26 protein-coding genes, 1 tRNA gene and 2 pseudogenes are annotated in these 23,553 nt (G+C 70.6%); 17 read left to right on the top strand and 12 right to left on the bottom strand.

Annotated elements, in window-relative coordinates:
• Positions 1-180 precede the first annotated feature (180 nt).
• The 4 genes from OG207_RS29415 to OG207_RS29400 all read left to right on the top strand — a co-directional run bounded on the left by OG207_RS29415 (position 181) and on the right by OG207_RS29400 (position 4,242).
• Positions 181-825, top strand: coding sequence for an HNH endonuclease family protein (locus tag OG207_RS29415; RefSeq protein WP_329107966.1), 645 nt, complete (start codon positions 181-183; stop codon positions 823-825).
• A 95-nt stretch (positions 826-920) separates the two neighbouring features.
• On the top strand, positions 921-2,579 hold the full coding sequence (locus OG207_RS29410) for an alkaline phosphatase D family protein (protein ID WP_329102431.1): 1,659 nt from the start codon (positions 921-923) through the stop codon (positions 2,577-2,579).
• 293 nt (positions 2,580-2,872) lie between these two features.
• The gene (locus tag OG207_RS29405; RefSeq protein ID WP_329102429.1) at positions 2,873-3,499 is read left to right on the top strand and encodes a DedA family protein; all 627 of its coding nucleotides are present in this window, start codon (positions 2,873-2,875) and stop codon (positions 3,497-3,499) included.
• Between the two features lie 173 nt (positions 3,500-3,672).
• Positions 3,673-4,242, top strand: a complete 570-nt coding sequence (locus OG207_RS29400) for a hypothetical protein (protein ID WP_329102427.1) — start codon at positions 3,673-3,675, stop codon at positions 4,240-4,242.
• A gap of 18 nt (positions 4,243-4,260) precedes the next feature.
• Here OG207_RS29400 and OG207_RS29395 read toward each other — a convergent pair whose 3' ends face one another.
• Both OG207_RS29395 and OG207_RS29390 read right to left on the bottom strand, forming a co-directional pair.
• Complete coding sequence (locus tag OG207_RS29395; RefSeq protein ID WP_329102425.1) at positions 4,261-4,485, bottom strand: DUF2277 domain-containing protein; 225 nt, start codon at positions 4,483-4,485, stop codon at positions 4,261-4,263.
• 15 nt (positions 4,486-4,500) lie between these two features.
• Positions 4,501-5,184 carry a TRADD-N-associated membrane domain-containing protein gene (locus tag OG207_RS29390; RefSeq protein ID WP_329102423.1) on the bottom strand — a complete coding sequence of 228 codons (684 nt, stop codon included), beginning with the start codon at positions 5,182-5,184 and terminating at the stop codon, positions 4,501-4,503.
• A 126-nt stretch (positions 5,185-5,310) separates the two neighbouring features.
• Here OG207_RS29390 and OG207_RS44125 point away from each other — a divergent pair, with 126 nt between their 5' ends.
• Positions 5,311-5,385, top strand: a complete 75-nt coding sequence (locus tag OG207_RS44125) for a 50S ribosomal protein bL37 (RefSeq protein ID WP_100661309.1) — start codon at positions 5,311-5,313, stop codon at positions 5,383-5,385.
• A 144-nt stretch (positions 5,386-5,529) separates the two neighbouring features.
• Here OG207_RS44125 and OG207_RS29385 read toward each other — a convergent pair.
• Positions 5,530-6,000: pseudogene (locus tag OG207_RS29385) on the bottom strand (ArsI/CadI family heavy metal resistance metalloenzyme).
• Between the two features lie 104 nt (positions 6,001-6,104).
• On the opposite strand from OG207_RS29385, the gene OG207_RS29380 reads away from it, so the two are divergent.
• Genes OG207_RS29380 through OG207_RS29370 form a run of 3 tightly spaced genes read left to right on the top strand, consistent with a single transcriptional unit; the run spans position 6,105 to position 7,728 of the window.
• On the top strand, positions 6,105-6,545 hold the full coding sequence (locus OG207_RS29380) for an ArsR/SmtB family transcription factor (protein WP_329102421.1): 441 nt from the start codon (positions 6,105-6,107) through the stop codon (positions 6,543-6,545).
• A complete protein-coding gene (locus OG207_RS29375; protein ID WP_329102419.1) occupies positions 6,542-7,282 on the top strand; it encodes an aquaporin in 741 nt (246 codons plus the stop codon). The genes OG207_RS29380 and OG207_RS29375 overlap by 4 nt, the downstream gene beginning before the upstream one ends.
• A gap of 26 nt (positions 7,283-7,308) precedes the next feature.
• Positions 7,309-7,728, top strand: a complete 420-nt coding sequence (locus tag OG207_RS29370; protein ID WP_329102416.1) for an arsenate reductase ArsC — start codon at positions 7,309-7,311, stop codon at positions 7,726-7,728.
• A 141-nt stretch (positions 7,729-7,869) separates the two neighbouring features.
• Here OG207_RS29370 and OG207_RS29365 read toward each other — a convergent pair whose 3' ends face one another.
• Both OG207_RS29365 and OG207_RS29360 read right to left on the bottom strand, forming a co-directional pair.
• Positions 7,870-8,505, bottom strand: a complete 636-nt coding sequence (locus OG207_RS29365; protein ID WP_329102414.1) for a hypothetical protein — start codon at positions 8,503-8,505, stop codon at positions 7,870-7,872.
• Positions 8,506-8,656: 151 nt separating this feature from the next.
• Positions 8,657-8,881: an Imm32 family immunity protein gene (locus OG207_RS29360; RefSeq protein ID WP_329102412.1), complete on the bottom strand. Its 225-nt coding sequence runs from the start codon at positions 8,879-8,881 to the stop codon at positions 8,657-8,659.
• Between the two features lie 78 nt (positions 8,882-8,959).
• On the opposite strand from OG207_RS29360, the gene OG207_RS29355 reads away from it, so the two are divergent.
• The 5 genes and pseudogenes from OG207_RS29355 (at position 8,960) to OG207_RS29335 (ending at position 12,499) form a co-directional block, all read left to right on the top strand.
• Entirely contained in the window at positions 8,960-11,014 is a 2,055-nt protein-coding gene (locus tag OG207_RS29355) for a hypothetical protein (protein WP_329102411.1), read from the top strand.
• A gap of 78 nt (positions 11,015-11,092) precedes the next feature.
• Positions 11,093-11,281, top strand: a pseudogene (locus tag OG207_RS29350) (hypothetical protein); the annotation flags it as partial.
• 210 nt (positions 11,282-11,491) lie between these two features.
• Positions 11,492-11,929 carry a hypothetical protein gene (locus OG207_RS29345; RefSeq protein WP_329102409.1) on the top strand — a complete coding sequence of 146 codons (438 nt, stop codon included), beginning with the start codon at positions 11,492-11,494 and terminating at the stop codon, positions 11,927-11,929.
• Positions 11,930-12,242: 313 nt separating this feature from the next.
• The gene (locus OG207_RS29340; RefSeq protein WP_329102407.1) at positions 12,243-12,374 is read left to right on the top strand and encodes a hypothetical protein; all 132 of its coding nucleotides are present in this window, start codon (positions 12,243-12,245) and stop codon (positions 12,372-12,374) included.
• Positions 12,371-12,499, top strand: a complete 129-nt coding sequence (locus tag OG207_RS29335; protein ID WP_329102405.1) for a hypothetical protein — start codon at positions 12,371-12,373, stop codon at positions 12,497-12,499. The genes OG207_RS29340 and OG207_RS29335 overlap by 4 nt, the downstream gene beginning before the upstream one ends.
• 55 nt (positions 12,500-12,554) lie before the next feature.
• On the opposite strand, the gene OG207_RS29330 is transcribed toward OG207_RS29335, so the two are convergent.
• Positions 12,555-12,629, bottom strand: a tRNA-Val gene (locus OG207_RS29330).
• Positions 12,630-12,734: 105 nt separating this feature from the next.
• Here OG207_RS29330 and OG207_RS29325 point away from each other — a divergent pair.
• The 3 genes from OG207_RS29325 to OG207_RS29315 all read left to right on the top strand — a co-directional run bounded on the left by OG207_RS29325 (position 12,735) and on the right by OG207_RS29315 (position 15,232).
• Positions 12,735-13,979, top strand: coding sequence for a hypothetical protein (locus OG207_RS29325; RefSeq protein ID WP_329102403.1), 1,245 nt, complete (start codon positions 12,735-12,737; stop codon positions 13,977-13,979).
• Positions 13,980-14,350: 371 nt separating this feature from the next.
• Complete coding sequence (locus OG207_RS29320; protein WP_329107964.1) at positions 14,351-14,908, top strand: DUF4383 domain-containing protein; 558 nt, start codon at positions 14,351-14,353, stop codon at positions 14,906-14,908.
• A gap of 108 nt (positions 14,909-15,016) precedes the next feature.
• Positions 15,017-15,232, top strand: coding sequence for an FmdB family zinc ribbon protein (locus OG207_RS29315; protein WP_030715356.1), 216 nt, complete (start codon positions 15,017-15,019; stop codon positions 15,230-15,232).
• A gap of 15 nt (positions 15,233-15,247) precedes the next feature.
• Here the strand turns inward: OG207_RS29315 and OG207_RS29310 are convergent, their stop codons facing one another.
• The 4 genes from OG207_RS29310 to OG207_RS29295 all read right to left on the bottom strand — a co-directional run bounded on the left by OG207_RS29310 (position 15,248) and on the right by OG207_RS29295 (position 20,515).
• Positions 15,248-15,907 carry an O-methyltransferase gene (locus OG207_RS29310; RefSeq protein WP_329102400.1) on the bottom strand — a complete coding sequence of 220 codons (660 nt, stop codon included), beginning with the start codon at positions 15,905-15,907 and terminating at the stop codon, positions 15,248-15,250.
• Positions 15,904-16,734, bottom strand: coding sequence for an HAD family hydrolase (locus OG207_RS29305; RefSeq protein WP_329102398.1), 831 nt, complete (start codon positions 16,732-16,734; stop codon positions 15,904-15,906). Before OG207_RS29305 ends, OG207_RS29310 begins: the two co-directional genes overlap by 4 nt.
• Entirely contained in the window at positions 16,731-19,271 is a 2,541-nt protein-coding gene (locus OG207_RS29300) for a phosphoribosyltransferase (protein WP_329107962.1), read from the bottom strand. The genes OG207_RS29305 and OG207_RS29300 overlap by 4 nt, the downstream gene beginning before the upstream one ends.
• 77 nt (positions 19,272-19,348) lie before the next feature.
• A complete protein-coding gene (locus OG207_RS29295; protein WP_329102396.1) occupies positions 19,349-20,515 on the bottom strand; it encodes an HpcH/HpaI aldolase/citrate lyase family protein in 1,167 nt (388 codons plus the stop codon).
• A gap of 195 nt (positions 20,516-20,710) precedes the next feature.
• On the opposite strand from OG207_RS29295, the gene OG207_RS29290 reads away from it, so the two are divergent.
• Entirely contained in the window at positions 20,711-21,481 is a 771-nt protein-coding gene (locus tag OG207_RS29290) for a TerD family protein (protein ID WP_329102394.1), read from the top strand.
• 75 nt (positions 21,482-21,556) lie between these two features.
• Here the strand turns inward: OG207_RS29290 and OG207_RS29285 are convergent, their stop codons facing one another.
• Together OG207_RS29285 and OG207_RS29280 are read right to left on the bottom strand one after the other, a co-directional pair.
• A complete protein-coding gene (locus OG207_RS29285) occupies positions 21,557-22,297 on the bottom strand; it encodes a TerD family protein (RefSeq protein ID WP_329102392.1) in 741 nt (246 codons plus the stop codon).
• A gap of 121 nt (positions 22,298-22,418) precedes the next feature.
• Positions 22,419-23,534, bottom strand: coding sequence for a DUF475 domain-containing protein (locus tag OG207_RS29280; RefSeq protein WP_329102390.1), 1,116 nt, complete (start codon positions 23,532-23,534; stop codon positions 22,419-22,421).
• Positions 23,535-23,553 lie beyond the last annotated feature (19 nt).

The raw sequence follows: 23,553 nt of genomic DNA, 5'->3' as shown, positions 1-23,553 counted from the left end.
CCTGCGGAATATCAAACTCCTTTTAAATCAGGCGCGTTGGCGACTTGATGTGACGTGCCCATGTCGCCAGGCTGTCATCTGGTGCCCATCCCCGCGATACCCGGCGCCGCCACAATGGCCACGCCCCGCCGGGGCCACACGGCCACACCCCCCGCACCCAGGGAGCCCCTCATGGCACTCATACCCAGCATCTACGCGCGTCGAATTGGCGTGCTCGCGTCAGCAGCCGCCCTGGCCGCACTGACCTCCCTCCTCAACGCCCCGGCCGCCCAGGCCGCCCCGCCCGCCCCCATCAGCGCCTCGGCCGCCCGCGCCTACCTGGCGACGGTCACGCCCAAGACCGAGGGGTCCACCAGCGGCTACAGCCGCGACCTCTTCCCGCACTGGAGCACCGTCTCCGGCAGCTGCAACACCCGCGAGACCGTCCTCAAGCGCGACGGCGTCAACGTCGTCCAGGACTCTTCCTGCGCCGCCGTGAGCGGAAGCTGGTACTCGGCGTACGACGGCGCCACCTGGACCGCGGCCGCCGACCTCGACATCGACCATGTCGTCCCGCTCGCCGAGGCCTGGCGTTCCGGTGCCAATTCCTGGACCACCAGCAAGCGCCAGCAGTTCGCCAACGACCTCACCCGCCCGCAGCTCATCGCGGTCACCGACAACGTCAACCAGGCCAAGGGCGACCTCGACCCCGGCAAGTGGCTGCCCTCGCAGACGTCCTACCGCTGTACGTACGCGCGGATGTGGGTCAACGTGAAGCAGTACTACGGTCTGAGCATGGACTCCGGTGAGAAGACGGCCCTGGTCAACATCCTGAACGGCTGCTGACCGAGCCGGCCGATCTTTCCCCCGCCAGGGGGAGGCGTGGCTCCCCCTACCCGTCGTACCGTGATCGAAGGGGCTTACGGAGGAGGGGGAGTTGCATGGCCGGACTGCGTCTGGGGCCGCTGCTGCGCCACGTCGACTGGGACACGGGCCGGTCGGCCACCATATGGGTCGAGGCGGACCGCCCGTGCGCGGCCGAGGTGCGGTGCGCGGACGGGGCGGGCGGCAGCGCCCGTACGTTCCAGATAGCCGGTCACCACTACGCGCTGGTACCGGTGACCGGTCTGACCCCGGGCGCGACCACGGCGTATGAGGTGCTGCTCGACGGCCGGCCGGTGTGGCCGCTGCCGGAGAGCGGTTTCCCGCCGAGCACGATCACCGCTCCGGCCGTGACGGGCCCCGGCCGGCCCTCGCCCGGGCTGCGCGTGACCTTCGGTTCCTGCCGACAGGCCGCGCCGCCCGCCGGCCGGCACGGGCCGCACGGCGCGGACGCGCTGGACACCCTCGCCGCGCGACTGGCCGCCGACCCGGAGGCGGTGCGCCCGGACGTCCTGCTGCTCCTCGGCGACCAGGTGTACGCGGACGCGCTGTCCCGGGAGACCAGGCAGTGGCTCGCGGCCCGGCGGGACCTGCGGGAGGCGCCGGGCGCCCAGGTCGCGGACTACGAGGAGTACACCCGGCTCTACTACGAGTCCTGGCTCGACCCGGAGATCCGCTGGCTACTGTCGACGGTCCCCAGCCTGCACATATTCGACGACCACGACGTCATCGACGACTGGAACACGAGCGCGGCGTGGCTGGCGGAGATGCGGGCCACGCCGTGGTGGCGCGAGCGCGTCCTCAGCGGGCTGATGTCGTACTGGGTGTACCAGCACCTGGGCAACCTCTCCCCCGCCGAGCTGGACGCCGACGCGGTGTACGAGGCGGTACGGAAGACCCCCGACGGTACGGACGCGCTCCAGGCCTTCGCATCCGCGGCGGACGCCGATCCGGGCACGGTGCGCTGGAGCTACCGGCGCGACTTCGGCCGGACGCGGCTGCTGATGGTGGACACCCGGGCCGCCCGGGTGTTGGCGGAGGACGGGCGGGCGATGCTCGATCCGGCGGAGCAGCAGTGGCTGCGGGAGAACGCCCTGGCCGGGCACGGTGGTTACGACCATCTGTTGATCGGGTCCTCGCTGCCCTGGCTGATGCCGCCGCTGATCCACGATGCCGAGACGTGGAATGCTGCGCTGTGCCGCGGGGAGCGGGGGCCGCGGTGGGCGCGGATCGGGGAGGATCTGCGCCGGCGCAGCGATCTGGAGCACTGGGCGGCGTTCCCGGCCTCGTTCGCGGCCCTGACCGATCTGATCGAGGAAGTGGGGACGGGGCCGCGGGCGCCGGCGACGGTGTGCGTGCTGTCCGGGGACGTGCATCACGCGTATGTGGCCGAGCCTCGAATACCGAGTACGGCACGGGTGTTCCAGCTGACGTGCTCACCGGTTCACAATTCCATCCATACCGCGGTGAAGTGGGGTTTTCGGCTGGGCTGGTCCCGGATGGGGCGGTGGCTGGGGCGCGGCTTCTCCCTGCACGGGCGGACGGGGCGACCGCCGCTGAACTGGCGGCGTACGGGTGGGCCCTGGTTTGGGAATCAGCTGATGACGCTGGCTCTGTCGGGGCGGACCGCTCGGCTGCGGCTGGACCAGGCGCGCAAGAAGCGCGAGGGGGCCGTGCTGGTGACGGTGCTGGACCGGGATCTCACGGCGGCGGAGTAAGGGACGGGGCGGGCCCTGGCGGTGCGGGGCGGTGGACTTGGCGTGGTGGTGGTGCGGGGGTCGTCCTTGGCGGGCGTACCCGGCAGGCGTACCGGCAGGCGCCCCGGGAGGCATCCATTCCCGGCATCCCTTCTCGGCAGGCGTACCGGGAAGGCGTACCGGGCAGGCGCCCCGGGGATCCGGGGGGCGAACGTCGGGCGTACGCTGTCTCGCTGTCAGGCCGCTCCTGCCGCTCCCCGCGACGTCGCGGCGCTTGGTGTCGCAGCACGTCAACCGGACTGGGGAGTCCCGTTTTGTTTGAGACGCTGGGATCGCTGACCGCGAGCCCATGGATCTACGCCCTCGTGGCGGTCTCCATCGTGCTCGACGTCTTCCTCCCGGTGCTCCCGAGCGGGGTTCTGGTGATCACCGCGGCGGCGGCTGCGGCAGCCGCCGGGGCTGCTGGCCCGGTGCCGGTACCCGCGCAGGTGCCGGACATCCTGCTCCTGCTCGTGATCGCCACGACCGCCTCGGTGCTGGGCGACATGGCCGCGTACCGGCTGGGCCGACGCGGCGGAGCCCGGCTGGACCGGGCCATCGCCCGCTCCCGCCGGCTGACCCGGGCCCACGAGCGCCTCGGCACGGCTCTGGCGCGCGGTGGCGGCGCTCTGGTGGTCATCGCCCGCTTCGCCCCGGCGGGACGCTCGGTGGTGTCCTTGGGTGCGGGCAAGACCCAGCGCAAGGTGGCGGAGTTCCTGCCCTGGTCGGTCCTGGCGGGCATGGCCTGGGCCGGATACAGCGTGGCCCTCGGCTACTTCGGTACGCAGTGGCTGGGCACCCAGTGGCTCGGCACCGCCCTGTCCGTCGTCGCCCTCTTCGCCGCGGGTGCCCTGGCGGCCTTCCTGGTACGGCGCCCGGAGGCGGCCGCGGCGACGGCGTAGGCCGGCCGACACGGCTCGGCTCCCCCGGGCGGAGCAGTCGGCTCACCCGTTCACCCGACCCCGATCGCCGCCCCAGGGCTGGGCTCCTAGCGTCCACAGCACGGTGCGCAACCGAATCCGTGTCACATCAGTGGCCTGGCCGCGCCGTTTCGACGAGCCGAGGAGTCCTCTCCATGCCCGCCAAGTCGTCTGCCAAGTCGTCTGCCAAACCGCCCGCCGGACCGCCCGCCGAACGGCCCGTCATGGCGCCCGCCGCGGCGCCCGCCACGGCCCGCCGCCTGATGACCGTCGCGGCCGCGGCCCTCATCGCCGCTGCCGCCGCTCCCGCCACCCTCGCGTACGCGGCCCCCTCCGCCACCGTCTCCCCCACCGCCGTCGCCCCGGGCGGCCGGGTCGCGCTGAACGTCTCGGGCTGCGGAACGCAGGTCGCCAGGGTCACGTCGACCGCCTTCGGCGAGGCCCGGCTGACCCCGGGCAGCCAGACGGCCGCCAGCCTCATCGGGAGCGCCACCGTCTTCAACAACGCGAGCTCGGGCGCGCACCGCGTCGTCTTCGAGTGCGGCGGCCCCGGCGGCGAGCGCGTCACCCTGTCCCTACAGGTCAGCTCAGGTGCGGCTCGCGGCGGGACGGGCGGCAGCATCGGTTCGATGAGCCCCGGTCAGATCGCCGTGGGCAGCGCCCTCACCGCGGGCGCGCTGGGCGCCGGAGTGTGGGTGATGCGTCGCCGCGCGGCAGCCTCGTAGGCGCCGACGGGGTCCGGGTCACGCCGGGGCGGCCTGCCCCCGTACGTGCACCCCGTCGAGCAGCGCCGCGGTGGCCTCGGCGACGGCGTCCACGGCCGCCTCGAACACCTCGCGGTTGTGCGCGGCGGGCGCCCGGAAACCGGACACTTTCCGTACGTATTGCAGGGCGGCGGCGCGGATCTCGTCCTCGGTCGCCTTCTCGGGGATGGCGGGCGGGCGCAGGGTCTTAATAGAACGGCACATACCTCCACTATCCCGCTACCGGGGCAGCTCGGCCCCGGAAAGCTTCATGATCAAACCGGCTTGGAGGCGGGCCCTGAGCCCCGGGTCCTCGACCGTGTCGAGCAGTTCGATGGCCTGCTGGGTCGTCTCGGCGGCCCGCCGGTCGTCGCGCAGCGAGGCGGTCTGCTCGGCCATGTGCTTGAGCGCGATGTCTGCCCGTCGGTGGAAGAGCTGTCCGATCAGTGTGGTGACCAGTCCTGCCGAGCTCGTGACGATCCCCAGGTAGAGCTCCCCGCCGCCCTCGGCCTTCCAGACGGCCAGTCCGATTCCGAAGAGCAGGATCGCCGCTCCGACTCCGGCGAACCGCTGGCTGGTCGCGAAGCTGCTCCGCGCCTGGGTCAGTCCGTAGGCGTAGTACTCCACGAGGAGCGGGGTGAAGTCGTCCCGCCGGTCGCCGAGCTGTGCCGCGGGATGCTGGATCTGGATCCCGCCGACGTCCTGGAACTTCCCCCTGCCGGCCACGACGACGGACGGCCTGTCGACCTCGACTTCGACTTCGACTTCGCCCTCGACTGCGCCCGGACCGGCGAGGTGCGCGAGCAGCCGCATCCGCTCCTCGTTCCGCTTGCGCTCGAAGCCTGCCCCCAGGGACCGCTCCATCAGCGCCAGTGCCACGGCGACCGCGGCCACGACCAACCCACCCCACGCGAGCTCGCCCATCCTCCGACGATCCCACGCCCCGAACCGGCGGCCAAGAGAGCGTCCACTTTCCCAAATGCGGATGAATCACACCGAACCTAGACTGACCGAGGCATGAACCAGTCGCCTACGAGGGAGACCATGACCATGGCCAAGCGAGGCAACAAGCGTCGGGCACGCAAGAAGAAGAAGGCGAACCACGGCAAGCGCCCCAACGCCTGAGCGAACCACCCGAAAGACCCCCGACCGCGACCGGTCGGGGGTCTTCGCGGGCCGGCCCTCCTCCGCTGCGCACGGGGACGGAGGCCCGCCCCCGACACCCCGGCACCCCAACGCCCCCCGGCGCCGGAGCCGGAGCCGGACCCGTCAGGTTCCGCAGGAGCAACCGGTGGCGGCCGTCGGGGCGGGGTTCCGCGCCCGGTCGGCGCAGCAGGCGTCCGGGGCACCCTCGGCGCCCTTGTCGAGGACGTCGGCGTCCCCCTTCACCACGTAGACCTCCCAGGGCTCCTTGCCGGGGCCGGTGACCCAGACCTTGTCCTGGACGGCGTAGCAGCACGCAGTGTCGTTCTCTTCGAAGGTGGCCAGCCCCGCGCCCTTCAGCCGGGCGGCGGCCGCGGCGACCTGTTCGGTGGCCCCCACCTCCACACCGAGGTGGTCGAGCCGGGTTTCCTCGCCGACCTCCCCTTCGATGAGGACGAGCTTGAGCGGCGGCTCGGCGACGGCGAAGTTCGCTTATCCGGGGCGGATCTTCGCGGGTTCGACGCCGAAGAGCTTCGAGTAGAAGGCGATGGATCCTTCGAGGTCGGCGACGCGCAGGGCGAGCTGAACACGGGACATGGCGGTCTCCCTGATCTTCACGATCGGTCCTGTTTCGACATTCATCGATACAGCCTGGCAAACCCGAGGTTGCCACCGGAATAGATGACTGTCAACATAGACAGATGTCGAATTCAGAGCTCCCCGTGATCGGTCAGGACGATGGGGCAGCGTGCTGCTCGCCGATGGTCCGCAAGCCGCTGGACGAGGAGTCCGCAGCCGCTCTGGCGAAGATGTTCAAGGCCCTGTCCGACCCGGTACGACTTCGACTGCTCTCGTTGATCGCCTCGCACGAGGGCGGCGAGGCGTGCGTCTGCGACCTCATCGGCCCGTTCGACGTCTCGCAGCCGACGATCTCGCACCACCTCAAGGTGCTGAGGGAAGCGGGACTGGTGGGCTCGGAGCGACGGGGCACCTGGGTCTACTACTGGGTGCTGCCCGCCGCCCTCGCCCAGCTCTCCTCGCTCCTCCAGGCCGCCGACGAGGCCGTAACAGCCGGAGCGGCAAGAACATCCGTAACTGCCGGAACGTCCGTAACCGCCGGAGCGGCGGGAACGGTCGGATGACCGCACCCCTGCGGCGTCGCGCACTGGGCGAGCTGGTCGGGACGGCCGCCCTGGTTGCGGTGGTGGTCGGCTCCGGCATCCAGGCGACCGAGCTGACCGACGACCTGGCCCTGCAACTACTGGCCAACTCCCTGGCGACGGTCTTCGGCCTCGGTGTGCTGATCGCCCTGCTCGGGCCGCTCTCCGGCGCCCACTTCAATCCGGCCGTGACCCTGGCCGCATGGTGGACGGGGCGCCGCAGCGAGGACGGACCCGACCTGCGGGACGTGGCGGCGTACGTACCCGCGCAGCTAGCCGGCGGCATCGGCGGCGCGATCCTGGCGAACGCGATGTTCGGCGAGCCCCTCGCCCGGCTCTCCACCCACGACCGGTCCGCCGGTCACCTCTGGCTCGGCGAGGTCGTCGCGACCGCCGGCCTGGTCCTGCTCGCCCTCGGACTGGCCCGCACCGGTCAGCAGCGAATCGGCCCGCTCGTGGTGGCGTCCTACATCGGCGCGGCGTACTGGTTCACCTCCTCCACCAGCTTCGCCAACCCGGCCGTCACCATCGCGCGCGCCTTCTCCGACTCCTTCGCAGGCATCGCCCCCGCCTCCGTACCGCCGTTCGTCGCCGCCCAGTTCCTCGGCGCCGCCCTCGGCCTCTTCCTGCTCGCCGCCCTCTTCGGCCGCCTCCCGACGCCGAAGGACCGCGCACGCGCCTCCTGCGCCGAGCACGAACTCACCGCCACCGGCCACTGATCCACCTCGACACAGGAGCCCCGACCATGACCACCACCAACGTCCCCTCCGTGCTGTTCGTCTGCGTCCACAACGCGGGCCGGTCCCAAATGGCCGCAGCCTTCCTCACCCACCTGGGCGGCGACCGGGTGACCGTCCGATCGGCCGGTTCCGCCCCCGCCGACACCGTGAACCCGGCCGTGGTCGAAGCCATGCGCGAGGTAGGCATCGACGTCTCAGCCGAAACCCCCAAGGCGCTCACGGCCCTGGCGGTTCAGACGTCCGACGTCGTGATCACCATGGGGTGCGGCGACGCGTGCCCCTATTTCCCGGGCAAGCGGTACCTCGACTGGACGTTGGACGACCCCGCCGGCCAGGGCGTGGCCGCGGTCCGGCCGATCCGCGATTCGATCGAGGAGCGGATCCGCGGCTTGCTCGCGGAGCTGGGCATAGCAGCCCGGGCATGAACGTGGCCGTACGGCCTCCCGTCACTGCCGGGCGAGGAACCAAGCGACGCCGTTCGGGCCGGTCGCGCTCAGGACGGGCTCAGGACGCGCTCAGGACGGGCTCGGCCGCCGCGCCACCGCGGTGACGACCGGCCCGCGAGATCAGCGGGGGGATTCCACCAGGCCTGTTGCGATGAGTTCCTTGGTCCGGGCGACTGCTTCCGCGATCTCGGGGTGCCGGCCCGCGGGCGGGAAGAAGTCGACCGCGCCGACCGCGCCGTGGTTCGCCCACAGGCAGGTGGTCATGGGGAAGGTCTCCCAGACGTTCTTCTGGCAGGTGATCGCGGCCGTCTTGGTGGTGACCGTCTCCGCCTCGCCGACCAGGGTGCGTTCGTTGTCGTCCGCCAAGGATTCGCCGTACACGGTCTTGACGGTCTTGAGCGGGTCCGGGACGGCTCCGTAAAGGTCGTACTCGGCCGCGATGTGCGGCGCCGTCACCGTCTTCCCTCCGACGGCGAGACTGATCCGGTCCGGGCCGTGGCAGACGTAGTCCTCGGAGTCCTTCTCCCCCTTGTGCTCGGGCAGGGAATCGTCCTTGTGGGCGTTGAGCCCGTACCGGATCGAGCCGCGCTTGCGGTCACAGGTCATGTTCTGGACCGTCGGTACCTGGGACTTGTCGTACCGGATCCCGGTGTCCTTGCCGAGCGGCTCTGACTCCGGCTCCGATGCGCCACCGCCGCACCCCGCGAGCAGCAGAGCCAGCCCGACGGCCCCCACTGCGCCCTTCAATCCGCGCACGTCCGCGCCCCTTCGCTGCTCACACCATCTGATGATCAACTTCAAACCATAGGCGAGCAAAACCGGTTGTCCGGCATCCGCCGAGGGGGGAGAGAAGCCGGGGCACCTCACCCTGCCCCGGGGACGGGTGAGCGGCCGCCGCCGGGAGCCCTCACTCGTCGTGGCAGCGCTCCAGGACCAAGCCGGCGGACCCTTCCGGCAGACCGTTGCCGCCTTCGAGGTGCAGATGGCTTCCATCGGGAACGTCGTCGCCGGCCAGTACGAGCAAATGCCCTGCGAGCGTCCTGAGACCCGCGGCGTTCGCCTCGATGACGACCTCTCCCCCGAGGCTCCGCACCTCGATCCGCGCGTCCGCCCGGACGGAGTCGTCCCTCACTGGGGACCATCCGTCGACAGCCAGGCCATTTGAACAATCCCCCTCTGCACAGTCCCCATCTGGTGTATCGATTAGGCCATGGCGAGTGTCGATGAGGTGCGCGAAGACTTACTGCGGTCGCTTGAACGCTGCGAGCACTGGATGAACGGCCTGCGGGGGATACCAGGTCTCGCGATCAGCGATGTGGAGATCGAAGAACGGGTGCGCGATCTACGCGGTCAGCGGGGGCGCGCGCTGTCATCGCTTCTCAATGTGGGACTGCTGGGCCGCCAGTCGTCCGGCAAGAGCTTTCTGATCAGCGGCCTGCAGAAGGGCCTGCGATACATGCGGTTCGAGCAGCCGGACGGCGGCTACCACAAGCAGTACATCGGCATACTGCCGTCCTCCCCGACCCCGACCACGGCATGTCCGTCCACGGTGCGTCCGGTCCATGCGGACAACGGTGTGTATGCGCCCGGGCGGGGAGTGCTGCGCGTCAGGTTCGTCGGACATTCCGACGGGGAGTGGGTCGAGATCGGAACTGACCTGGCGCCGGGCGTCGTCGCGGCCTACGGTGCCGCCGATGGTGACCGGGCCAACCGTCTCCCCGACCACTATCAGCTGGAAGTCGAGCAGATCGAACTGCTCATCGAGAACGCACTGCTCCCCGCGAAATTCTTCGATCTACCCGGTGCCGAGTCTCCGAATCCGGTGCACGAGCAGATCATGCGCAACGCCTGGGCCGAGGCCGACTGCTTCATCTACGTGACCCAGGGGACCTCGACCCTCACCGCGGGCGAGCTGGAGCTCATGACGGATCTGTACAACCATCACCTGCAGAGCGGCAAGCCGGTGCTGTGGGTGCTGACCGGTATCGACCGCGCCGATCAGCTCGGCAATGACAACCGCGAGGGCTGGCGGTCGGCGCAGGACACCAACAACGCGTATCTGAGCGAGCGCTTCTCAGCGCCGGGCGGGACGGGAGCTGCGTTCATCGGCGAGGGCTTCCTTCCGGTGTCACCCGCTTGGGAGGCCCAGGCCGACCTGGACGAAGCCGAGGGCGATACGCGGGCGGCGCAGCGGAACCGCAGCGAAAGCCGGATGGACGCTCTGCGCGATCGTCTCACCGAGCTGATCGAGAACGGGACGGGTCAATACCACCTGGGGAAGATCGCGACTGAGGCGTTCCGGCTCGTCCGCACCAAGCACCGCTACGTCACCGATGTACTTGCCACCCATCAGGTGTCGGTAGAACAGCTGGAGGCGGAGCGGGCCAGCTTGCAGGACCGGTTGGATGACACAGAACGGTCTGCGGCAAACATCCGCACCGAACTGGAAGACGAGCTGAACCGCCATGTTCGCGATACCGGGCAGCGATTCGTTGAACTCAAGGCGGTCTTCCACGCGGAGCTGGACGCCCTGATCGACCGCGGGCACCTGGGCGCAGAACACCTCGCCGAGGTCAAGGTGCGCCAGACGCGTTTGTTCACCGAGTGGATGACGACGGAACAAGGGCCGGCCACCGTGTGGGCACAGCACCTGGAGGAACTCGACACCCGGGCCCGGGCCCTGTTGCGCAGCGAACTGCATGAGGAGCACGCCACACGCCTAGTCCCGGAGGCTCGCATCGAGCCCGGCGAACTCCTCTCCTCCTTGGACGAACGCCGCAGGTACGACGTCTACGGAGTGCTTCAGAACAGCGCGGCCGCCGTCACGATTCTCAGTGCCCTGGGCAGCGCAAGCTCCGCCGCCCTCATGACCAGTCTGTCGCTCTCTGCCATCACGGGCGGGGTGGCGCTGGCGGGAGCAGCCGTCATAGTGGCCGCCAGGGGACTGCGGGCACGTAGGTCCGTGCTCGATCAGGCTCGGGACCAACGCAAGAGCCAGCTCGACCAAGAGGTCCAGAAGGCCAGTGCCGACTTCGCCGGTGCCGCCTTGCAGCAGGGGCAATTGCTCATTGACGCCGTGGCCGGCCACGTCGCAGAACACCGGCAACGACTGCGGGACGCACTGCTGCAGATCGAGGACCGCATCAAGGATCCCGACATCACGGCCAGCCTTGAGCTCGTGGCCCGTCTGGAGCCGGTGGACAGGACCGGCCGTTCCATCATCGACGACCTCATGGATCTGTCCGCCTTCGCCCAGGGGAACTAGGGTTTTCGTGGTGTCGTGATCAGTTCCTGGGTTCTGACCCCTGCGCGAGGTGGAACCCAGGAGGACTGAGACCGTGACGTGACGCCTTGCCAACTCACGCATGCGCAGTGGAAGTTCATCGAGCCGTACCTGCCGATCGGTAGGTACGGCCCGCACCCGGAGCGGTTGCGGGAGCAGTTCGATGGTGTGATCTGGCGGTTCCGGTCGAGCGGTCAGTGGTCAGTGGTCAGTGGTCAGTGGTCAGTGGCGGGAAATGCCTACCGAGTTCGCCCCCTCACCCCTCAGCCCTGGTCGGTCCCGAAAACCGCCTCGGCTGGCCAGGGGCCCGCTCCTTGGCCATGATCCCCGCGCGTTCCCCGTGCTTCCCTGCTCGATCGGGCACGTACGGGGCACGGCGACGACGCTGCGGCCTCCAGAACTGCGCCTGATGGCGACCTGCCGTCTCGGCCCGTCAGGGCTTCGAGCATGATGTCCGGCATGCTGCTGACCTTCGGCCCCGACCGCCAGACTCGCGAGTTCATGTGCGACTGCTGCAACGCCCCCGTTGAGCGGGCCTGGGACTACGTCTACGCGGGCGGAAGCCCGTATGCCGTCTACTTCGCAAACTGCTATCACCACTCCGACCGAGACCACGACGCATGGATAGACGTGATCTTTGGTACGTGGGGCGTGGGCCCTGACGAGTGGAATGATCACGTTGCGTTCGCCTGCCGAGTGGGCCCGGTAGCGGGACAGTCCACGCCTGCTTCCACCCTGGTGACCGCTGGCCTCGCCAACCCGGACGGGCCTCTTTTCGGCCTCAAACTCGATCGTGAAGCCGCCCTGCAGCATCCGAAGCTGAGTGAATTCTGGAAGGTATCGGACTTCATTCTCGAGAACGACCCCCTGGTGCGCGGGCACGTCTACGGCCACTGAGGCTGGGGGCCGACGAGTTGCCGGAGAACGGCTGAACGACGCGCTCATCAGCCACGACCACACCGGCCGGCACCACATCGCGGCAGCAGCTGCTCCCCGCCAACCCGTTCCCGGTGGCGCGTTCGCCTCACGCTCCCGTCATCCGTGACGGCGGGGGTACGGCGCCCGGCCCGAATCGAGCCTGGCAGTCGGCCGGCCGTGCGCAAGAGGCCACCCCGCCCTCGCCGCTGGCCGCCTCCGGGCAGTCCGCAGTGCTCCCCCGCGGTCTCGGCGACGTCGAGCCGGACACCGCGCTCGCCCTCGCCCCCCTGAAGTGCGCCGCCACGGCCACTCCCCCGGCAAATCCGTCCTCACCACCACCATCGCCCGCGGCATCCAGCTCAACCGCCAGACCGCCCGCGAAGGCATGCACGACCAACTCGCCCTGGAAGGAGTCGCGTCATGACCACCGCCGCTCCCGAGATGCTGATCGCGCCGGAGGCCATGGTGCTGCTCAGGCTCGGACGCTCGACCGTCCATCGACCTGATCCGGTCCCGGCCGACGTGCTCGTCCCTGGCCGTCCCCGTTGATGTCGGGTGGAGATGCAGAAGGCCCCCCGCCATGATCGGCGGGGGGCCTTCGTACTGGTGGGCGCGGACGGTTTCGAACCGCCGACATCTGCTTTGTAAGAGCAGCGCTCTACCCCTGAGCTACGCACCCGTGGATGAGTGGACAGCCTACATGGCAGGCACACCCCCCACGCAAACCCGTTCCCGTGGGAGAGAATGGACCGGGGCATGGCGGACGCGGTACGGGAGAGGGATTGTGACGACGGCATCCCGGCGGTGGTTCGGCGGGCGGGACGAGAGTCGGCGGGCGGATGCGCAGGCGGCGAAGGATGCTGCCGCGGCCGCGTTCTACGAGCTGGACACGGCGCAGCGGGACCTGCGGATCTCGATCGAGACGATCGCGGCGGCGGACGGGTCGCCCGCCGCGCGGCAGGCGACCGAGGGGTTCGCCGCGCTGGGGCGGCGGATCGACGAGGTCAGTCACGTCTACATCGAGGCGGTCGACGCGCACGACCTGGACCGGGCGGAGTTGGAGGCCTCGGTCGCCACGCGCGCACGGGAGCAACTGACCCGGGCCCGGGACGAGCTGGTGCGGGTCCAGGGGGAGCTGGAGCGGTTCGCGCAGGGGCTGCAGCCGCTGCTGGACAAGGCCGAGACGCAACTCGCGCGGGTGGCGCCGGCCCGGGAGCGGGCCAGGACCGCGCTGATCGGGGCCAGTGAGGCGCTGGACGCCGTACGGGCCAAGGGGATGCGGGCCGATGACCTCGCGGCGCGGCTGGCGGCCCTGGGCCCGGAGCTGACCAAGTTGAACCAGGGCGCGGCCCAGCACGGCGTGCAGGAGACGGTGCAGCGCGCCGACCGGATCCTGCGCGACGCGGAGGCCGTACGGGCCGAGGCGGCGCGGCTGCCCGAGCGGGCGGCGGAGATCGACCGGCGGCTGGTGAGTCTGCGGACGCGGGCGCAGGCGTTGCGCAACCGGGCGGACCGGGTGGATCCGGTCCTTAGTGAGCTGCGGCGGCGGTTCAGTGCGGCGTGCTGGCAGGACCTGCAGCACGTGCCGGACCAGGCGGTACGGGACGTGGCGCGGGCCGAGGAGCAGTTGCTGGAGGCCGGCCGGGCCCGGGACGAGCAGCGCTGGGCCGATGTGGGGGCGCTGATCGAGGCGGTCCGCGGCTCTCTGGACGCTACGGACGAGGCGGTGTCGGCGGCGCAGGACCGGCTGACGCGGCTGGAGGCGGTGGCACGGGATCCGCAGGCGGAGGTGGACCGGACCCGTTTCGCGATCCGGGACGCGCAGCGGCTGGCGATGGCGGGGCGCAGCGTGCCGGATCCGCGGCACGCGCAGCCGCTGGACGATGCGGTGGCGCGGGTGGCCCGGGCGCTTTCGGCGTTGGAGGGGCGGCATCCGGACTACTGGGCGTTCCTGCTGGAGATGGCGGACGTACGAGCTGCCGTGAACCGGGTGGTGAGCGGGATCCGGGCCGAGCGCGGGCACACCTAAATCCACCCTTTCGGATCTTGCCGGATGGGCCCGGCCCGGTCGTCCGGTGCGGTGCATCTCCCCGGGTGGCGCTGGACGTACGCGAATGCCCCGGCATGATCCGGAGGAGACGGCCCTGGCGGCCCCCTGCGGGCACCCGGTTGTTTCCGGGCGGCCTGCGGCGGATGCTGGGAGGTGCCGGGAACGGAGCAGAGGAGGGCACCATGGCTGCCCACACCACCCACGAGCCTCCCGTGGCTCATGAGCCCTACGTGGCTCACGCGGCGTACGGGTGCACCGAGCCGCATGAGCACTACGCGCCCTACGTCGCCCACGAGCCCGATCCCAACGCGCCCGTCCCACCGCGCTTCGCCGACACGGTCTCGCGGCGCATGGCACGCGTGCTGCATCCCGTCAACGCACAGCTCGACGATCATCTGCCCACCGACCACAAGCTCGGCCAGGTGTATCGGGTCGGGGCGGGGCTGACGGGCCTGCTGCTGGTGGTGTTCGGGATCTTGGGGCTGGTCAATCAGATCGGGTTCTTCGACACCGGCGGAGACACGGTGCTCGCCCTGAACACCAACGGGGCGCTGAGCGTCCTGTCGATCTGCATCGGTGCACTGCTGATCTACGGGATGGTCGTGGGCGGCACCTTCGCCTCGACCCTGAACATCGTGCTGGGCGTGCTGTTCATCGCGAGCGGGTTCGTGAATCTCGCGCTGCTGGACACGGAGCTGAACTTCCTGGCCTTCAAGATCCAGAACGTGCTGTTCAGCTTCGTCGTCGGTGTGATGCTGATGTGGTTCGGGATGTACGGACGGGTGGGCAGCGCCCTGCCGCACGACAATCCGTACTGGCGGGCCCGCCACCCCGAGCAGGCGGCCCGGGAGGACCGGGTGCGGCGCGTTCAGGGACGGGCCCCCGTGGTGCACGGCCGCTGCCCGTAGCCGCGCTGCCCGTCGCCGCGCTGCCCGTCGCCGCGCGGTCCGTAGCAGCGCAGTCCGTAGCCGCGGCGTACGTAGCGCCGCGGCGCCGGCCGCGCTTAGCCTGTGCGCATGCCTCGATACGATTACCGCTGCCGGACCTGCGACGACACCTTTGAGGTCAGCCGGCCCATGGCCGAGTCCTCCGCGCCCGCCGACTGCCCGGCAGGCCACTCCGACACCGTGAAGCTGCTGTCCGCCGTCGCCGTGGGCGGTACGAGCAGCGCCCCCGCACCCGCGATGGGCGGCGGCGGGGGCGGCTGCTGTGGTGGCGGCGGCTGCGGCTGATCCCGGGCGGGAACGTCAGCGCTTGCGCGACAGGGTCAGGCCGTCCGAGATGGCGAGCAGGACGGATTCCATGCGCGGGTCCGCCGACACGTGGTCGTTGAAGGCGCGGACTCCGGCCGCCGCGCCCGTGGCCGAGTCGTCGAGGACCGTGCCGTGGAACAGCGTGTTGTCGGTGACGATCAGGCCGCCCGGACGCAGTCGGGGCACGAGCTCCTCCCAGTAGGAGATCTGGCTCTGCTTGTCCGCGTCCACGTAGGCCATGTCGATGTGCGGTTCGGTCGGCATCGCGCGCAGGGTCTCCAGGGCCGGTGCGATGCGCAGCTCGATGCGGTCCGCGACGCCCGCCTCCTCCCAGGCCTGCCGGCCGTACTGCGTCCACTCCTCGGAGACGTCGCAGGCGATGAGGCGGCCGTCGGCGGGCAGTGCCTGGGCCATCGACAGGGCCGAGAAGCCGGTGAAGGTGCCGACCTCCACGATGTGGCGGGCGCCCGTCAGCCGCACCAGGAAGGCCAACAGCGGCCCCTGCTCCTCCGCCGACTGCATCCCGGCCACGTCCGGGAATTTGGTGTACGTCGTCGCCACGAGCCCCCGCTGGACCCGGTCCAGCGGGGGGTTGTGGTCGAGCATGTACCGGTAGAGCTCATCCGTGATCTTGGTGCTGTTCCCCTTGGTCATGCGTCCAGTCTGCCCAGTCGGGCCGCTTCCCGGGCGAATGCGCGCACGATTTCCTCGCCCGCGAGGACCCCCGCCGTGGCCAGGGCGGTCACCGTCGGCGCCGTCCAGGCCGCGTCGGCCAGTTCGCCGTGGCCCGGGCGCCAGGCCGCGTCCGCCGCCAGCAGCAGGTCCGCGTCGAGCAGGGAGTCGCCGGCGGCGAGGGTGGTGGAGGCTCCCGTCCGGCGGGCGACCTCGCGCATCGCCGCGCTCTTGGTGAGCGGGCGCGGGACGGCGTAGATCTTCCGGCCCTGGAGGGAGACCGTCCAGCCGCGGTCCTCGGCCCACCGGGTCAGGGACTTGAGCCATTCGTCCGGGACCAGGGCCCGCTCGACGACGAGGTACGCGAAGAGGTCCTCCGCCAGGCGCGCCTTGCGCAGCCACGCCGGGTCGGCCGTGGCCAGCAGGTGCTGGTACACCTCCTCCAGGGGGGCGCACTCCTCGGCCAGGCGCCCCGCGACCTGCCGCCGCCAGTCCCGGTCCGGTACCCCGTCGACGAGCAGCTGCCCGCCGTTGGCGCAGATGGCGTACGGGGCCGGGCGGCCGGGGAAGCGGATGCGCTGGTACTGCTTGCGGGTCCGGGTGGTGGTGGGGACGAAGACCACCGAAGGGTCGGCCGTCAGCTCCGCCAGCAGTCCCGCCGCCGTCTCCGTCATGTAGGACAGCGGCTTGCTCTCGTGGACCTCGACGCACAGCAGCCGCGGGGCCACCGGGTCGGGCATGGTCAGGCCGAGGGCGGCCGTCGAGTAGATGAGCGTACGGTCGAGATCACTGGCTACGAGGACAGTCACTTCGAGGCCACAGCCTTTCCGTCGGCGCCGGTGGCGCCGCGCGTGAATCGGGGGTGGATGAGTCCTACGCACGTGTAGGGCAGTCCGTCGACCTCTTCCACCGGGACGCCGCGCTGCTCGGCGAGCAGCCGTACGTGGTCCAGGTCGGCCCCGGCGCCGCGCTGCGCCAGGATCTTCCACGGCACCCGGCGCAGCAGGACGCGGGTGGTCTCGCCGACGCCGGGCTTGACGAGGTTCACGTCGTGGATGCCGTACTCCTCGCTGATCCGCTCGACCGCCGCCCAGCCCTCCCAGGTGGGGGTGCGGTCGGCCGCGAGCAGCTCCTTCACCTCCTCGTCGACGGCGTCGGCCACCGCGTCGAAGTGGGCGGCGACGGTGTCGACGAATGCGACGGACACGTCGGCTGCGGCGAGCTCGCGGTAGAACTTCGCGCCGTGGAAGTCGGCGGGACCGACGAGGTCGGACCTCAGAACCGTACGCGAGATGAGACCGGAGACGGTGGAATTGAGGCAGGCGGACGGGATCAGGAAGTCCTCCCGGGTGCCGTACGTGTCCACGCAGGAGCCGGGGTCGGCGAGGACGACGATCTCCGGGTTGAAGCCCTCGAACTCGGCGAGGGCGTCGCGCAGCTCGCGGGTGATGGCGCCCTTGCCGGTCCAGCCGTCGACGAAGACGACGTCGGCCGGGTCGTGGTGGGCGGCCAGCCAGCGCAGGGCGTTGGCGTCGATGCCGCGGCCGCGCACGATGGAGACGGCGTAGTGCGGCAGGTCCAGGCCGTGGCGGGCGCGGGCCCAGCGGCGCATCAGTACGCCGACGGGGGTGCCGGCGCGGGCCAGGGAGACCAGGACCGGGGACGGGGAGCGCTCGGCGAGGACGGTCTCGGTGACCGTGCCGACGGCGCGGGCCACGCGGACGGCGGAGGCGGTCAGCGCGCTCGCGTACAGCTCCTGGTACTGCGGGGACGGCTGGTACTCCACGGGCAGGGACTCGGCGTAGTGCGCGCCGCCCGCCTGTATCGCCTCCTCGCGCTCCTCCGTCGGCGCCTCCAGCTCGACGTCGGAGAAGTCCTGGAGCAGCCAGCCGACGTCCTCGGGGGCGTACGAGGAGAAGGCGGGGCCGCGCAGGGGCTCGCGCAGGATCGGGTCGGTCGGGTCGGTCAGCTCAGACAACTCAGACAACTCAGTCAGCGCGGTCGGGTCGGTCATGATCGGCTTCGGCTCCCGCCGGTCGGGTGTGTAGGACGGGACGACGGCCAGGACTACGTGGCCGGTGTGCGGGGCGAGGGCCGCCAGCAGTCCCGCGTGCAGCTCGGGGGTGTCCCCGACCGAGTCCACGACGGCGACGACGGCGTCGAAACCGGCGCCGTCCACGCTGTGGACGTTGTAGGCGTAGCGGTCGCCGGGGCCGTCGGCCGGGGCGTCGTGGGCCGGGAAGACCAGCCGGGTGCGGATGGCGTATCCGGGATCGTCGACGGCGAGCACGGGCGAGCGGGTGGTGGTCGAGAAGCGGACCTCTCGGGCCGCCCCCGCGTCCTCCAGGGCTTTGGCCAGGCGCAGCGGCGCGTACATCAGCTCCTCGTTGCCGAGTACGAGGACCCGCCCGGGGCTCTCGCCCAGCGCGGCGGCGAGCTGCCCCGCGAGCTCGGGCAGGGCCGCCTCCAGGCGGGTGCGGTGTGCCGCGGTGAAGCCGTGGCGGCCGCCGTCGGGGACGCCCGCCGGCCAGTCCAGGTCCACGCGGGTGACCGGCCGCGGGGCGTCCGCCCGGGCGGCGGAGCCGCCCCGGTCCCGCTCGGGCGGGGCGGTCGCCTCGTACTCCTCGACCAGCGCCTGCCCCTTGGCCAGGACACCGTCCGGGAGGGAGACGGTGCCCGAGGCGAGGGCGATCAGGTCCACGCGCGCGCCCAGCTCGGCGGCGAAGGCGGTGAGCCGGTCGCGGTCGGCCGCCGAACGCATGTCGACGAGGGCGACGACGACGTAGTGCGAGCGGGGGTGGCGGGCGTGCAGGTCGCGGATGGTGTTCAGGACCGTGTTGCCCGTGGAGAACTCGTCGTCGACGAGGACCAGGGGCCCGCTGCCGGCGAGCAGCTGCGGGTCCTCGGGCAGCAGCAGGTGCGAGGTGGCGTGCGAGTGCGCCTCTTCGAAGCCGCCGGCCGCCCGCACGCCCGGCACGGGCCGACGGGTGGAGTGCAGGTAGGGGGCCGGGCCGAGGCCGTCGGCCACGCAGTGGCCGAGGCCGGTGGCGGTCTCGGCGTAGCCGAGGACCACGGCGGCTGCGGCGCCGTCCTCGCCGAGCAGCGCCCGTACGCGTGTGCCGAGGCGGAAGCCGGCATCGTGGACGACGGTCGGGGACTGCGGGACGTGCTTGCCGAGGACCTGCGAGACCAGCAGGTGGGCGCGCTTGGGGTTGCGCCGCAGGGCCAGTCCGAGCAGCTCCGTCAGCCGCGGACCGTCACCGGAGTCCTCCAGGCCCACGCCCAGCCGGTCCGCGACCCAGGTACCCGACCACACCTCTTCGATCGTCTTGCCTTTCCTCGTCATCGTCATCGTCCGGGCCCGCACCTGAGCCCGGTCCCGGGCCTGCTCCTGGGCCCGGGTCGGCGTCCGCTCGGGCGTGTTCACACCTGGAGCCCGGCCGTGAGCAGGTCGACGAAGCCGACCTCCTCCTTCGCCACCCCGAAGACCTCGGCGCGCAGCATGGTGCGCTCGGCCCAGGCCCGGTGGGGCTTCACCTCGTTCATCTTGTTCGTGTAGGCGCTGCGCATCACGCCGCCGCCACCGCGCTCGGGCCGCAGGATGTCCTGCGCATCGCAGAACTCCTCGTGCGAAACCACTGACAGTGCGTGCACGGGCGTGACGTGGGCGGGGTGGATGCAGGTCTTGCCGAGCAGCCCGTTGGCCCGGTCCAGCTCGATCTCGCGCAGCAGTCCGTCCAGGTCGTGCTCGATCAGGGCGGTGCGCAGTTCCTCCACGCCCTCCTCCAGGAAGGGGCTGCGGCGCAGCTGGGGCTTGAAGAGGCGCTGCTGGCTGCGGAAGTACTCCCAGACGGGCCCGGTCACCGTGAAGCCGGTGCCGTCGGCCCTGCTGAGGACGTTGACGACGTCCGCGATGACGCCCGCCACGATCTGGACGTCGTAGGCGGTCATGTCGGGGGTGCGCCGCAGGCCGTAGGCCGAGCAGAAGTCGGTCACGCCGAGCCGCAGCGCCAGGACGCGCTCGCGGTGGCTGTTGACCGTGCGGGAGATGCCGGCGAGGGCCAGGGCGCGGGTTTCGAGGTGGAGGAGGTCCGGGGTCTCCAGGACCGGCATGGCATACAGGCGGGGCAGTCCGCTGACCGCCTCCGCCTCGGCGACGGCTTCGAGGAAGGCGACCCCGCGGTTCTCGTCGAACTTCGGGAGTACGAATCCGGCCAGTCGCCGCACGGAGCCGCCCAGCCGGCGCACCAGGTCGGGTATCTGCTCGGGCGTGCGGACGCGGATGAAGAGCAGCGGGAGCTCCGCCCCGTCGGCGTCGAGCTCGCGGAAGTGCCGGACGAGGTTCTCCTCGGCTCCGGCGACGTCGCCGTCGCTGATGGAATCCTCCAGGCAGAGGACCATCGAGACGACCCCGCGGCCGGCCTGCTTGCGGATGTCGGCCGCGAGCATGGGCCGAGTTGCCGGGCTGTAGAGCGTGGCCCCGAGCGCTGCTGCGAGGACGCGGGCGGGCGAGGCTCCGGTGAATTCTGCCGGTTCCTGGTGGAAGAGGTCCTTACGGACGGTGGGCGATATGTGCCCAAAGTGACGCATGTGCTATCCCCCGTACTGCCTCGGCGGCCCAACTGGCATGGCCGGTAATAGTACGTACGAACGTGAGTCAAGAGTTCCTCAAGCACATGAAGTTCAGGTAACCCTCTTGCACCATGCCCAGGTCTCGCGTTCGAGACAAGGCCCTACGGGGGGCCGCATTGTCCCTGTCCACCCCGGGAGGGCAGGATGACGTGCATGACGCACGCGATGCAGAAGGGCTCGAACATCCCGGTGACCGCTGTGGCGGTCCGGGCGGTGCTGCGCTGGACCGCCGGCCCCGAGGTGCCGGACGTGGACGCCTCGGCACTGCTCGTCGGCCCGGACGGCCGGGTGCGTTCGGACGAGGACTTCGTCTTCTACAACCAGCCCCGGCACCCCTCGGGCGCCGTCTGGCGACTCGGCAAGAAGCAGATCGGTGACGCGATCACCGACGCCGTGCAGGCGGACCTGCGCACGGTGACGCCCTCGGTGGACCGGATCCTGGTGGTCGCCTCCGCAGAGGACGTCCCGTTCCGCCGGGTGGGCGACCTGCGGATCCTCCTCTACGACGCCACCCCGACCGGCGGCTCCGATCCGCTGGCCTACTTCGACGTACGGCCCGAAACCGGCGCCGAAACGGCGCTGATCTGCGGGGAGCTGTACCGGCGGGGCGAGGGGTGGAAGTTCCGGGCGCTCGGCGAGGGCTACTCGGACGGACTGGTGGGGCTCGCGACCGACCACGGGATCTCGGTCGATGAGAACGCCGCCGAGGCCGAGGCGGCTCCCGCGGCCGGCCCCGCCTCCGGCCTGGTCTCCGGGTCCGCCTCCGAGGAGACGGCGATGATGGCCCCGCCCACGCAGGCCCCGCCGCCCGTCCAGCCCGCCTACGGGTACCCGCAGCCGGTGTCCCCGGCCCCGGTGCCGGGTCCGGGCGGCGACCCGTCCTTCCGGCTGCCGGTGCAGGGACCGCAGTTCATCCGCCACTGACAGCGCCGGGCCCACCGGCCGGGCAGGCCCGGCCCGCACCAGGGCCCCGCGGGCGATCATCGTCCCGGGGCCCGGTCAGCCCTTGGCGCTCTTGTAGCCACGCCCCCACTGGAGCCCCCAGCCGTACAGCCGGTCCAGCTCGGCCTGGAACCCGTACACGAACTTCACCTCGCGCCGCACCACGAGCTCGCCCTTGACCTTCTCCAGGGAGACGACCGCGCAGGAGCGGGCCTGGGGGTGCCGCTCGTCCAGCGGGATCTCGATCCGCGGCCCCGTGACGGGGTAGAGGGTCACCATGGCGTGCGTCCGGTCAAAGGCCGGCGTCTGGTCGTAGATGTAGACGAAGACCAGCAGGCGCTTGATCTCGTCGGCGTGGTCGAGGTTGACGTAGAGGGTCTCCCCCGACGCCGAGCCGAACCGGTCGTCCCCGCTGAGCTTGACGTACGGCGGGTCGTTGAGGTCGCCCAGCAGGTTCCCCAGCGGCTGCACGGCCCCGCGGGTGCCGTCCTCCAGCTCGTACAGGCAGCCCATGTCGAGGTCGACGTTGACCATGCCCTGGGTGTGCGCCTGCACCATGTCCGGCTTGAACAACTTGAACGGATGCCGGAAGAGCTGGCCGCTCTGGCCGGACCGGCCGCCGATGTCCGAGGTCCGCATGCGCCAGGACAGGTTGACGCGCAGATTGCCGTGGACGGCCCCCTGTTTGGTGAGCGACACCGTCGAATGTCGTTTGGTCAGCTCGATCGCGTTCGACGAGGCACTGCCCGACTGGAACTGCACGGCCCTGCTGCCCATGATGCCGTCGAAGAAGCCCATCCCCTACCCCCTGGTCCCCTGATCCCCTGATCGGCCTGAGCCTACGGAAGCGGGGCGGCCCGCCGGGTCCGTGGACCCGGTGGACCGCCCCGCCATGGAGCGTTCCGCATTACCGCCGCGGTCATGCCTCGGCGGTGGAACCCTCCAGTTCCAGGCGCTTGTTGCGGCGCACCGAGGACCAGAAGGACCATCCGATGAGCAGTACGCCGACGAGACCGGTGATGATCTCGTTGATCTCGTACTGGATGGTGACGAGCAGGATCACCGCGAGCGCGCCGATGGCGTAGTGCGCGCCGTGCTCCAGGTAGACGTAGTCGTCGAGGGTGCCCTGGCGGACCAGGTAGACCGTCAGCGAACGGACGTACATGGCACCGATGCCGAGGCCGAGGGCCATCAGCACGATGTCGTTGGTGATGGCGAAGGCGCCGATGACCCCGTCGAAGGAGAAGGAGGCGTCGAGCACTTCGAGGTAGAGGAACATGAAGAAGGCGGCCTTGCCGGCCATGGCGACGGCCGTGACGGGCTTGCCGGTCCGCTTGGCCTCCTCCTCGGCCTCGTGCTCGGCTTCCTCCTCTTCCTCCAGCTTGTTCTCGAAGTAGCCGGAGAGACCACCGACGATCATGTAGGTGATCAGGCCGAGGACGCCGGAGATCAGGACGGTCTGCGCCTTGTCCACGTGGACGCCACCGTGCTGGTGGGCGTTGGCACCGACCGTCATCGAGGCGATGACCAGGACGATCAGCGCGATGCAGGCGGACAGCATGTCGATCTTGCCGAGCTTGGCGAGCGGACGCTCCAGCCAGGCGAGCCACTTGATGTCACGGTCCTCGAAGATGAAGTCGAGGAAGATCATCAGCAGGAACATGCCACCGAAGGCGGCGATGGACGGGTGGGCGTCCGTCACCAGCTGCTCGTACATCTCCTTGTCGGAGAGGGCGAGGTCGACGGCCTCGATGGGGCCGATCTTGGCGCTGATCGCGACGATCACGACAGGGAAGACCAGGCGCATGCCGAAGACCGCGATGAGGACGCCGATGGTGAGGAAGATCTTCTGCCAGAAGGCGTTCATCTTCTTCAGGATTCCGGCGTTGACCACCGCATTGTCGAAGGACAGCGAGATCTCGAGGACCGACAGGATCGCGACGATACCGAAGGCCTGCCACCCCCCGTAGAACACGGCTGCGACCAGACCGAGCGCAGTGATTGCGAACGACCAGCCGAAGGTTTTCAGAACCACTGGCACCCCATCGTCTTGT

The sequence above is a fragment of the Streptomyces sp. NBC_01439 genome (assembly GCF_036227605.1).
Lineage (GTDB): Bacteria > Actinomycetota > Actinomycetes > Streptomycetales > Streptomycetaceae > Streptomyces.
This window is presented reverse-complemented; position numbering and strand designations above follow the sequence as displayed.